The following is an 11,237-nucleotide window of genomic DNA, read 5'->3' as shown; positions in this document are numbered from 1 at the left end:
CCTTCGACCAGATTCCTTTTCCAGGACGTCCGCTGCATGGCAAGCACTGAACACGCGCTATCGGTACGCGAGAAGCTCGGCTACAGCCTGGGCGATCTCGCTGCCAACCTGATCTTCCAGACCCTGATCACCTACCTGGCATTCTTCTACACCGACGTCTACCGCCTGCCAGCTGCGACCGCGGCCACGATCATCTTTGTGGTCGGCCTGCTGGGTGCGTTCGTGTTCACGCCGCTGATCGGCATCGCGGCTGACCGGACGTCCACCCGCTGGGGCCGCTTCCGCCCGTGGATCCTGTGGACGGCCATTCCCTTTGGCGTACTGTCGCTGCTGGCGTTCAGCACCCCGGACCTGGGCGAGCGCGGAAAGGTGATCTATGCACTGGGCACCTACGCCCTGCTGGTCTGCGTTTACGCCGCGAACAACCTGCCGTACTCGGCGCTGAGCGGCGTGCTGACCGGCAGCATGGCCCAGCGCAACAGCCTTTCGGCCTACCGCTTCGTGGCCGTGATGATCGCGCAGTTCATCATCCAGGTGCTGCTGATGCCGCTGGTGCTGATCCTGGGCGACGGCGACCGGGTGCGCGGCTTCGAACGGGTCATGACCGCCTTCGCACTGATCGGAACGGTGTTCTTCCTGATCACCTTCGCCACCACCCGCGAACGCATCGTGCCGACGCGCGAGCAGACCGGCGGCATAGTGCAGGACCTGTCGGACCTGCTGCACAACCGCCCGTGGCAGGTGATGCTGGCGCTGACCGTGCTGGTGTTCATCAACCTGGCCTTGAAAGGCGGCACCTACATCTATTACTTCCAGTACTACATGAGCGAAGCGGCGCTGGCCGGCTTCCTGGAAAACTCTGGCTTCAACGGCCTGATCCGTGCATTGAATGGCGCCCTCGCCAGCGCCGGTTTCGCGGCGTTCACCTGGCCGAAGGATGCGGCCACCTCGGCGTTCAGCCTGTTCAACGCGTGCGGCATCCTCTGCATGATCCTGGGTATTGGCGCATCACGGCGGCTGGCGGACCGCTTCGGCAAGCGCGACGTCTTCGGTGGCGCCCTGTTTGTCTCGACCCTGTTCCTGCTGGCCTTCTACCTGTTCCCTCCCACGGCGGTGGCGGTGGCGTTCGCAGCGTTCATGCTGCATGGCTTCTGCTATGGCATCACCATCCCGTTGCTGTGGGCGATGATTGCCGACGTCGCGGACTACTCGGAGTGGAAGAACCATCGAAGGGCAACGGCGATCATCTTCTCGGCGATGCTGTGCGGGCTGAAGATCGGCCTCAGTGTCGGCGGCGCGCTGGTCGCCGCGATCCTTGCCCACTACGGCTACCAGGCAGGCCTGGTGCAGCAGCCTGAGGCCGTGGTGCAGGGCATCCGCCTGACCGTAAGCGTCTATTGCTCCCTTCCCTTCCTGCTCGCCGTCGCGCTGCTGTTCTTCTACCGGATCGACAAGCGCACGGAAACACGCATCGAACAGGATCTCCTCCTGCGTCGCCGTTCCGCCGACGCCTCCGCGTAACTCCAAGACGACAACCATGATCGACCTCTCTGCCGGTGAAGACGGCCAGGCCAGCGAAGCCCGCCTTGCGCAGCTCACCGCGCACGCCATTTCGCAACCGCTGGTGACCCACATCTACACGGCCGACCCTTCGGCGCACGTATTCGAGGGTCGCCTGTACATCTATCCGTCGCACGACATCGACGGCGGCCAGCCATTCGACGATGAAGGCGGCCACTTCGGCATGCAGGATTACCACGTGCTGAGGATGGATACGCCCGACGGCACCGCCGTCGATTGCGGCATGGCGTTGCACGTGCGCGACGTGCCCTGGGCGCGGAAACAGATGTGGGCCCCCGATGCCGCCTGCCGTGATGGCCGCTACTACCTCTACTTCCCGGCCAAGGATGCCGGGGGCCGGTTCCGCATCGGCGTGGCGATCGGTGCGCGACCGGAGGGCCCGTTCGTGCCCCAGCCGGAGCCGATCAAGGGCGCGTACTCGATCGACCCGGCCGTGTTCGAAGACGACGATGGCAGCCACTACCTGTACTTCGGCGGCATCTGGGGCGGGCAGCTGCAGAAGTATCGTGACAACCAGTACGACGTGGCACACGAGGAACCCGAGGGCAGCGCACCGGCCCTGGGCCCGCGCGTGGGCCGCCTGGATGCCGGCATGACCGAGCTGGCCGAGCCCACCCGCGAAGTGCAGATCCTGGATGAGCATGGCCAGCCGCTGCGTGCCGACGACCATGCGCGCCGCTTCTTCGAAGGTCCGTGGCTGCACAGGTACCAGGGTCGCTACTACCTGTCGTACTCCACTGGCAACACCCACCAGCTGTGCTACGCCATCGGCGACAGCCCGTATGGACCGTTCACCTATGCCGGCGTGATCCTCACCCCCGTGGTCGGTTGGACCACCCACCACTCCATCTGCCAGTTCGACGGACAGTGGTACCTGTTCTATCACGATGCACTGATGTCCGGCGGCATCACCCACCTGCGCTCGGCCAAGTGCACGCCGCTGCACATGGAGCCGGACGGAAGCATCCGCACGATCAATCCCTATGGGGCCTGAGCGCATGCTGCCGATGGATGATGCGCTGGCCCCGCTGCCGGCCGGTGAGCTGCACTGGCTCAGATGCGGCGAACTGGAGGTTGCGCTCGCCGCAGGGGCGGGCGGGCGCGTGGCGCACCTGCGTTACCGGGGCGTGGATTGGCTGGTGGATGCGCAGCAGGCGGGCACGGCGGCGATCGCGTGGGGCTGCTACCCGATGGTGCCGTGGGCCGGGCGTATCCGCCAGGGACAGTTCTGCTTCGACGGCGCGCCGCATGCGCTGCCGCTCAATTTCGGCGGGCATGCCATCCATGGCGTGGGCTTCACGCGGCCCTGGCAGGTCGAGCGCATGGAGACAGCCACGGCCACGCTGTCGCTGGCGCTGCCACGCGACAGGTACTGGCCCTTCGGTGGCGTCGCCCTCCAGGAAGTGAGCCTGCACCCTCACAGCCTGCAGCTGCGCCTCTCGGTCCAGGCGGGCGGGCAGGCGATGCCGGCGGTGCTGGGCTGGCACCCCTGGTTCCGGAAGCCGGAACGACTGCTGTTCAGTCCTCGCTCGATGTATCCGCGGGACAGGGAAGGCATTGCCACGCTGCCCTGTGTATCTCCTGCCCACGGCCCATGGGACGACTGCTTCATCGCCGAAAGTGACATCACCCTGGTACGCGAAGGCCAGCGCCTGCGGCTGAGGTCGGACCACGACCACTGGGTGGTCTACGACGCTGCGCCGCACGCCACCTGTGTCGAGCCGCAGAGCGGCCCGCCGGACGGCTTCACGCTGGCACCGCATCGGCTGGAGCCGGGGCAGCGGCTGGCGTTGACGTTCGAACTGGCGTGGGCAGCGAACAGTCCTTGAAGCCCGCCGGGGGCATGCACCGGAGGGCGACGCCGCAGCGGGCCGGCACTCCGCGATGATCTGCGGGCGGAGGGAGTGCGCGTCGGTGCGTCACGCTGGCGGCGCTTCGCTGCCACTGACCATTCCCTTACAGGCTCCAGTCAATCCGCATGCCCGCGATCAGCGCATTCGGCAGGTCCCGCTGGCGTGCGGGCTCATTGAACTGGTCGGGATGCACGATGTAATGCAGGTTCGGCGCGACCCGAAGCTGCGGGGTGACCTGGATGCCATAGCTCAGCTCCATCATCACCTGGCTTCCGTGCGGGGTGCCGCTGCCACCCGCTGCGGCACGGGCAAGGCGCAGGTTTTCCAGTGCGATGCTGCTGTACTTCTGCTGGGTCACGACGAAGGCGATGCTGTCCTGCGGCCGGCTGGCGAACGTGCCTTTCTGCACAAGCCCGGCCTGCAGGAAGTGATCCTCGATCAACTGCCCGGAGGTACCCTTGAGCGCGGCGCCGAAAAGGGTCAGGCCACGACCCTTGCCATCGCCGGTAAGCTGCTGTTCGAAGCGGGCGAACGCACCGGAACGACCGTGGCGTGTCGCGTACTCCTGGCCACTGAGCAGCGCGGGAATGCCGTTGGCATCGCGCAGCGGGTCGCGATAGGTCGAGTTGTCCTGCCAGCCACCGAGTTCGTAGCGGGCTTTCAGTCGTGCCGAAGCAGGGCTGCGCCAGCCGATCGTGTAGGGCACGATCCAGCCGGTGGCCTGGTTCGTATTCCACTTCAGGCCATGCTGGCCATCCTCGGCCTGGCTGGGATCGACCTGGTAGGCGCCGACGCGGACATAGACATCGGGCGTCACCCAGGCCGTGGCATCGGCCATCCAGCTCGACACCGGCCACCAGGTGAAACTGCTGGTGCGGAACACGTAGGTCGGGTTGCCACAGGCCGAGTTGCCCTGGAAGTACTGGCACAGCTCCGAACCGAGGTGGTGGATGTTGGCGACGCTGCGCCCTGCCTCCAGCACCAATCGGTCGTTGAAAAGCTTCTGTTCGAGGGTCAGGTTGGCCAGGCGGGTCCCCTGGCCGCCGTAGATTTCCTGCACCGAAGTGCTGTTGCCGGTGCTGCTGTTGGCGAGGTTGGTGCCGTGGCGATTGATGCCATAGGCCTTGATCGTTGCCCCCCGCCAGCCGAACGCAGCGTCGAGGTCAACATCGGCGCCGAACATCAGCTGGCCGGCGTAGCCGGTGCCGCTGCGCTTGCCACCGTCGAGCGTGGCGGCCGCCTCGCCGGTGTAGGAGAGCCTGGGAATGAGGGTGTCGCTGGCGCCGGCGGCTGCGGCCAGTGACGGCAGGGCCAGCAGGATCGCTACCGGCACCAGGCGACAGGAAGAGCAGGACATTGGCTGGGGTTCCATTTACAGGGTGGGGGCCGTGACCGGCTTCTTGAGGATGCGCAGAGCAACTGCGGTGACCGCCACGCCCGCCAACAGCGCCAGCAGGTAGATGCCAAGGTGGGTGACCGCATTCGGGATCGGCAGCACGAACACGCCGCCGTGCGGCACCTTCAGTTCGACGCCTGCGGCCATCGAGATCGCACCGGCCACGGCAGAACCAAGGATCAGCGCCGGAATGGTGCGCAATGGATCGCGCGCCGCGTAGGGGATCGCGCCCTCGGTCACGAAACTCAGGCCGAGCACGCCAGCGGCACCGGCCGTGCCGCGCTCCTCGGCGGTGAAGCGGTTGCTGAACAGCCACGTTGCCAGCGCAATACCCAGTGGCGGCGTCATGCCGCCGATCATGGTCGCCGCCATCGGCGTGTACACCTGGCTGGAGATCAACGCGGTGGAGAAGGCGTAGGACGCCTTGTTGACCGGTCCACCCATGTCAACGGCCATCATGCCGCCCAGCAGCAGGCCAAGCAGGATCGCGCTGCTGCCCTGCATGCCGCGCAGCCAGTCGGTCAGCCAGGCCAGCAGTCCGGCCACCGGCGTACCGATTACATACATCATCAACAGGCCGACCAGCAGCGTGCCCAGCACCGGCAGGATCAGCACCGGCTTGAGGCCTTCCAGGCTGCGCGGCAGGCGCAGCGCACGGTTGATCCAATGCACGCCATAGCCGGCGATGAAGCCCGCGAGGATGCCGCCGATGAAACCTGCGTCCATGTTGACCGCAACCAGCCCGCCGATCATGCCGGGCGCGATGCCGGGGCGGTCGGCGATGGAGTAGGCGATGTAGCCGGCCAGCGCCGGCACCATCAGCATGAAACCAGACTTGGCGCCGATCTGGAACAGCGACCAGGCCAGCGTTCCCTTGTGTGCGTCGTCGAAGGCATAGATGCCGCCGAGCGCGAACGCCAGTGCGATCAACAGGCCGCCGGCTGTCACGAACGGCAGCATGAACGACACGCCGGTCATCAGGTGCTTGTAAGGGCCGGTGCTCTTGTTCTTTTCTGCGGTACGGCCCGAAGCCGCTGTCCCCGCGTGCACGCCGGCCTCGGCCAGCGCCTTGCGGATCAGGTTCTGGCCATCGTTGATCGCCGGTTTGGTACCACTCTTGAACAGGCGCTTGCCGGCGAAGCGTGACAGATCGACTTCGCGGTCGGCGGCGATCAGCACCAGGTCGGCGGCGGCGATTTCTTCATCGCTCAACGCGTCCTGCGCGCCGACCGAGCCCTGGGTTTCCACCCGGATCGCATGGCCCAGCACCTTGGCAGCCTGTTGCAGGCCTTCCGCCGCCATGAAGGTGTGGGCGATGCCGGTGGGGCAGGAGGTGACGGCGACGATGCGCTTGCCCGCATCAGTGGCGTGGTCACTGGCCGGCGCGACAGCCAGCGGTGCGAGCGCGGCCGCCGGATCGTCCAGCACCTCGCCCAGGCTGGCATGCACGATGCGGGCATTGCCGAAGCGTGCGATGTCTGCCTCGCCATCGCCCACCAGCAGCAGGTGGGCGATCGCGGCGGCGTTGGCGGCGGGCAGTGCGCCGGTAACGCCCTGGTCGCTGCGGATTTCAATCATCAGCTCGAGCCCGCGCTGGCGGGCCGCGCGACGCAGGGCCTCGGCGGCAAGTACCGCCTCGATGCTGCGTTCGCCAGCGGCGATGACTACGGTGGAAGCGTGCATGGGAACTCCTGGAATGCTTCGGGTTCGTCCTTGCCAGAGAGGCATCGCCGGTGGCCCGAAGCCAGCCGCCGCTCCTCCGGCAGGTGTTTCAATCCAACCGCTCGATCAGTACATCGCTGGTCCCGGTGCGCACCTGCGCCGGATCGAGCCGCCGCGCGTCTCCGCTGTCCAGCCGGCTCATCGAGAACGCCGTGGCCAGTCGTGCACAACCGGCGAGGTCGAGGGAGGGCTCCAGCAAGGCGGCGGCGATGCCGGCGACCATGGCATCGCCTGCGCCGACCGTGCTGCCCAAGGCCAGACGCGGCGGTCGCGCGACCAGGGCGCCGGCGTGATCAATGAACAGCGCGCCGTCGGTCCCCATGGAGATGGCGACGAGTGCGATGCCGCGTTCGACCAGGGCCTGGCCTGCGGCGCGCAGCGCGCTGCGATCCGGCAGCGACGTGCCGGTCCAGGCCTCCAGTTCGTGGCGGTTGGGCTTGATCGCGTAGGGCGGCGCGTCCTTCGCACCGTCCAGCGCAGCTGCAAGCGCATCGCCGCTGGTATCCAGCAGCACGCGCGCACCGGCCGTTCCGGCCTGCGCCTGCAACCGCGCCCACGCATCGGCCGGTAGTCCGTACGGCAGGCTGCCGGACAGCACGACCGGCAGGCCGGGCGAGAGCAGGGCGCCGAGCTGGCGCGACACCGCGTCCAGATCGGCAGCATCCACGGCAAGGCCGGGCAGGTTGATGTCGGTCGTCTCGCCGTTGGCCTCTTCGACCAGCTTGATGTTGGTGCGGGTACGGCCCGGAACGCGCAGGCAGCCGTCAATGATGCCCCGCTCACGGAACAGCGTGCGGAACACGCCGTCGTTGCCGTCGCCCAGCACGCCCAGCGCGATGGTCGGCACGCCCCAGTCGGCCAGGCAGGCTGCCACGTTGATGCCCTTGCCGCCTGCGTCGTCGCGGGAGCTGCCGGCGCGATGCACGCGGCCGGGCTGCAGGTGGGCCAGGCGCACGGTCTGGTCGATCGCCGGGTTCAGGGTCACGGTGACGGCGCGGGCAGTCATGCGCGCGCTCCATCGAGGGCGCGCACCTGCTCGGCGGTTTCGCACCCCAGTGCGGTCCTGGCCAGCGCCTGCAGTCCGGTCATCGCGTTGCCACGCAGGCGCGCCTTCACCGCCGGGATGTCGTTCGGGGTCATCGACAGTTCGTCCACGCCCAGGCCAGCCAGCAGCATGGCGCCGAAGGGATCGCCGGCCAGGCCGCCACAGACGCCGACCCAGCGCCCATGCAGCCGTGCGCCTTCGACCGTGGCGCGGACCGCGCGCAGCACCGCCGGATGCAGGCTGTCGGCCTCGGCGGCGAGCTCCGGGTTCTGGCGGTCGATCGCCAGCACGTACTGGGTCAGATCGTTGGTTCCGATCGAGAAGAAGTCGGCGTGGCGCGCCAGCACATCGCTCTGCGCGGCCGCAGCAGGCACCTCGATCATGATGCCGATCGGCACCTCCGGCGCCTCCAGCTCGGCGCGCAAGCGCTCGCAGAGGGTGCGCAGCGCGACCAGCTCGGAAACCGAGGTGATCATCGGGAACATGATGGACAGCCGTGCACCGTCCTTCGCCGCGCGATACAGCGCACGCAATTGCGGGTCCAGCAGGTCAGGGCGGCGCAGCAGCAGGCGCGCGCCGCGCACGCCGAGGAATGGATTCTCCTCGCGTGGCAGCTCCAGGTGCGCCACCTGCTTGTCGCCGCCGATGTCGAGCGCGCGCACGATCAGCGGGCGGCCGTCGAGTGCCTTGGCCATGGCCAGATAGGTGGTGTACTGCTCATCCTCGCTGGGCGTACTGCCACGTTCGAGGAACAGGAACTCGGTGCGCATCAGGCCGACGCCTTCGGCCCCCTGTTCCAGTGCCAGCGGTACCTGGTCGGGAAGGTTGACGTTGGCGCCGATGTCGATGCGGTGGCCATCGGGGGTCTGGGCCGGTTGCGCGCGCTGCGCGGCTTCGCGCTCGCGGATCTGCTGCTGTTCGGCCATCCATGCGCGCGCCGAGGCGAGAGCGGCATCGGAGGGAGACAGGTAGAGCCGTCCGCTGCTGCCGTCCATGATCGCTTCGCGGCCTGGCTGGATCGCCAACAGCTCGGCGCCGCCGGCCACCAGCGCCGGCAGGCCCAGCGTGCGCGAGAGGATGGCGGTGTGCGAGGTCGGCCCGCCCTGCGCGGTCGCCACGCCGAGCACGCGACCGGTGTCGAGATTGGCGGTATCCGAAGGTGACAGATCGGCGGCGATCAGGATGCACGGCTGCGCCGGCAGATCCGCCAGGCCACCGCCCGCGGCAGAAGGGTCAAGCTGCGCCAGCACGCGCCGGCCGACATCACGCAGGTCGGCCGCGCGCCCGGCCAGCACCGGATTGCCCAGCGCAGCCAGGCCGGAGGCGATCTGCTCGATGGCCTGGTGCCATGACCACGCCACACCATGGCCCTCGACCATCAGCTGGCAGGTGCGGGTAATCAGATCGGTGTCGTCGAGCAGCGCGGCCTGCGCCTTGAAGATCGCCGCATCCGAAGCGCCCAGGCGGCGCTGGGTGTCGTCCTGCAGCGCAGCCAACTGCTGGCGGGTACGGCCGAGTGCATCCTGCAGGCGTGCGCCGCCTTCGCCGAGCGGGGTGGGGTGATCGGCGACCTCGGCCTGCGTGCTGGCCAGCACATGCACCGGGCCGATCGCCAATCCTGGGCTCGCGCCGATGCCGACGACGGCAGCCTGGGCTTCGGGCGGATTCCAGCCCGCGACAGGGGCTGCTTTTCGCTGTGCCGCGCGTTCCGCATCGGCCTGCTCCTGCGCCACCAGGCCCTCGATGACCCTGCGCAGCGCGGCCAGCAGGGCCGAGGCGTCGGCGCCCTCGGCAGACACGCTCACCACATCGCCGTGGCGCAGCCCCAGCTGCAACAGTGCAACCAGGCTCTTGGCATCGGCCGCATGATCGCCTGCTCGGACCTGCGCACGGGCCGCGAAGCCGCGCGCCGTCTCTGCCCAACGCGTGGCAGGACGTGCGTGCAGTCCGTTGGGGTACGCGACGGTCCATTCGAAGCGCTCGGCCAGATCCGTCGCCGGCACGGCGGTGGCCGTGATCGCAACGTCGCCGGCCAGCGCGTTGACGATCTCGCTCGCATCGGTGGTCGCAAACAGGCGCTGCAGCGTGGCGTCATCCTGGATCAGCCGGGTCAAGCGGCGCAGCAGGGTGATGTGGGTATCCGACTGGGCAGCGATGCCGACCACCAGCCGGGTGACCTGCCCCGGATTCCATTCCACGCCTTCCGGCAACTGCAGCACGGCAATGCCATCGCGGCGCACCAGATGGCGGTCCTCGCCAAGGCCGTGCGGGATCGCCACGCCATGGCCGAGGAAGGTATTGGCCAGCGCTTCGCGCCGTCCCATGCTGGCCTCGTACCCCGGCGCCACGCAGCCGGCCGCGGCCAGCATCTGCGCGACCTGGGCGATGGCATCGGTCTTGTCCTGCGCCCGCGCGTCCAGGCGGATCAGTTCCCGGCTGACGGGGGAGGGGGAGGTCTGGGGCGACAAAGGGGGGCTCCGGCAAAGGGGGGCTGGGGCGTATTGGGAACGTTCCCACTCGTCATTTCAATGTGCACTGCACAAAATGCCAATAGTCCTTTGGCGTTAACATGGGCCTGAACGGCCATCCGGCCCTGAACAGCGCTCAATTGCGGGAACGTTACCAGTGAGCATCAGCATCAACGACGTCGCACGCGTGGCGGGGGTATCCAAGTCCACGGTGTCGCGCGTGCTCGGCGGAGGCCCGGTCAGCGAGGCCGTGCGCGGCCGGGTGGAGGCGGCGATCCGCCAGACCGGGTACCACCCCAACCTGCAGGCCAGACGCCTGCGCGCCCGGCACACCGGCATCATCGGCCTGATCGTGGCGGATATCCGCAACCCGTTCTTCACCGCGCTGATCCGCGCCGTGGAGGAAGTCGCGTACCGGGAAGGCCTTCGCGTCACCCTCTGCAACACCGATGAGGACCCCGAGCGCGAAGCACTGTACCTGCAGTTGATGCATGAGGAGCGCATCAGTGGGTTGATCTTTGCGCCCACCCGGACCACGGTGGGGCGGTTGAACCGGTTGAGGCTGGATTATCCGACGGTGCTGGTCGACCGTGCCGCACCGGGTGGCACGATCGACAGCGTGGTCCTCGACAACGCAGCGGCGATGTCAGGCCTGGTCGAGCACCTGGCCGAGCGCGGCTATCGCCGCATCGGTGGCCTGTTCGGCAGCACCAGTACCACGGCGTCCGAGCGCCGCGATGGCTATCGCGCTGCGATGCGCAGGCACGGCTGGGAGCCCGACTTCCGCGAGGTCGAGCCCACCGCCGAGGCCGCCATCGCAACGGTCGAGCAGTGGTTGACCAGCCCTTCGCGTCCCGAAGCGCTGGTCACCAGCAACAGCCTGCTGCTCATGGGCGCATTGAAAGCGGCCCGCAGCGCTGGGCTTGCGATTCCAGGAGAGCTGGCGCTGGCAGGGTTCGACAATGAGCGATGGACCGAACTGGTCGAACCCGGGATTACCGTGGTCGAGCAGCCGGTTGAAGATATGGGGCGAGCTGCGATGTCGCTGTTGCTGGAGCGCCTGCGCATGCCGGAGCTGCCGGTACGCAGACTGGTGATGACGGGAAGGTGCGTGGTCAGAGGGTCAACGGCTGCGCGATAGTCTGGCGCCGCGCCTGCGGCAGTAGCAGTCG

At 68.0% G+C, this 11,237-nt stretch carries 8 protein-coding genes; 4 read left to right on the top strand and 4 right to left on the bottom strand.

From position 1 onward, the window contains the following. Nucleotides 1-36: 36 nt before the first annotated feature. Genes ACMGRF_RS08420 through ACMGRF_RS08410 form a run of 3 tightly spaced genes read left to right on the top strand, consistent with a single transcriptional unit; the run spans nucleotide 37 to nucleotide 3,410 of the window. On the top strand, nucleotides 37-1,521 hold the full coding sequence (locus tag ACMGRF_RS08420; protein WP_414485823.1) for an MFS transporter: 1,485 nt from the start codon (nucleotides 37-39) through the stop codon (nucleotides 1,519-1,521). A gap of 16 nt (nucleotides 1,522-1,537) precedes the next feature. Further along, nucleotides 1,538-2,575 (top strand): glycoside hydrolase family 43 protein, encoded by a 1,038-nt coding sequence (locus ACMGRF_RS08415; protein ID WP_049411193.1) that lies wholly within the window; start codon nucleotides 1,538-1,540, stop codon nucleotides 2,573-2,575. After that, nucleotides 2,565-3,410, top strand: a complete 846-nt coding sequence (locus ACMGRF_RS08410; protein ID WP_100478150.1) for an aldose epimerase — start codon at nucleotides 2,565-2,567, stop codon at nucleotides 3,408-3,410. The genes ACMGRF_RS08415 and ACMGRF_RS08410 overlap by 11 nt, the downstream gene beginning before the upstream one ends. Nucleotides 3,411-3,537: 127 nt before the next feature. On the opposite strand, the gene ACMGRF_RS08405 is transcribed toward ACMGRF_RS08410, so the two are convergent. The 4 genes from ACMGRF_RS08405 to ptsP form a co-directional block, all read right to left on the bottom strand. Then, complete coding sequence (locus ACMGRF_RS08405) at nucleotides 3,538-4,791, bottom strand: carbohydrate porin (protein ID WP_262258042.1); 1,254 nt, start codon at nucleotides 4,789-4,791, stop codon at nucleotides 3,538-3,540. A gap of 15 nt (nucleotides 4,792-4,806) precedes the next feature. Beyond that, nucleotides 4,807-6,513: a PTS fructose transporter subunit IIC gene (locus tag ACMGRF_RS08400; protein ID WP_414485822.1), complete on the bottom strand. Its 1,707-nt coding sequence runs from the start codon at nucleotides 6,511-6,513 to the stop codon at nucleotides 4,807-4,809. Nucleotides 6,514-6,601: 88 nt separating this feature from the next. After that, nucleotides 6,602-7,558, bottom strand: a complete 957-nt coding sequence (locus ACMGRF_RS08395; protein WP_134709767.1) for a 1-phosphofructokinase family hexose kinase — start codon at nucleotides 7,556-7,558, stop codon at nucleotides 6,602-6,604. Then, nucleotides 7,555-10,065, bottom strand: a complete 2,511-nt coding sequence (ptsP, locus tag ACMGRF_RS08390; RefSeq protein ID WP_414485821.1) for a phosphoenolpyruvate--protein phosphotransferase — start codon at nucleotides 10,063-10,065, stop codon at nucleotides 7,555-7,557. Before ptsP ends, ACMGRF_RS08395 begins: the two co-directional genes overlap by 4 nt. Before the next feature lie 157 nt (nucleotides 10,066-10,222). On the opposite strand from ptsP, the gene ACMGRF_RS08385 reads away from it, so the two are divergent. Next, nucleotides 10,223-11,206: a LacI family DNA-binding transcriptional regulator gene (locus tag ACMGRF_RS08385; RefSeq protein ID WP_134709888.1), complete on the top strand. Its 984-nt coding sequence runs from the start codon at nucleotides 10,223-10,225 to the stop codon at nucleotides 11,204-11,206. Nucleotides 11,207-11,237: the final 31 nt, after the last annotated feature.

Source organism: Stenotrophomonas sp. EMP41, assembly GCF_047495535.1.
Taxonomy (GTDB): Bacteria; Pseudomonadota; Gammaproteobacteria; order Xanthomonadales; family Xanthomonadaceae; genus Stenotrophomonas; species Stenotrophomonas sepilia.
This window is presented reverse-complemented; position numbering and strand designations above follow the sequence as displayed.

What these genes read in the sequence shown, in the direction of transcription:
- ACMGRF_RS08395 (WP_134709767.1), bottom strand. Translation starts at nt 7,558, where the DNA reads ATGACTGCCCGCGCCGTCACCGTGACCCTGAACCCGGCGATCGACCAG.
- ACMGRF_RS08420 (WP_414485823.1), top strand. Translation starts at nt 37, where the DNA reads ATGGCAAGCACTGAACACGCGCTATCGGTACGCGAGAAGCTCGGCTAC.
- ACMGRF_RS08400 (WP_414485822.1), bottom strand. Translation starts at nt 6,513, where the DNA reads ATGCACGCTTCCACCGTAGTCATCGCCGCTGGCGAACGCAGCATCGAG.
- ACMGRF_RS08410 (WP_100478150.1), top strand. Translation starts at nt 2,565, where the DNA reads ATGGGGCCTGAGCGCATGCTGCCGATGGATGATGCGCTGGCCCCGCTG.
- ACMGRF_RS08415 (WP_049411193.1), top strand. Translation starts at nt 1,538, where the DNA reads ATGATCGACCTCTCTGCCGGTGAAGACGGCCAGGCCAGCGAAGCCCGC.
- ACMGRF_RS08405 (WP_262258042.1), bottom strand. Translation starts at nt 4,791, where the DNA reads ATGTCCTGCTCTTCCTGTCGCCTGGTGCCGGTAGCGATCCTGCTGGCC.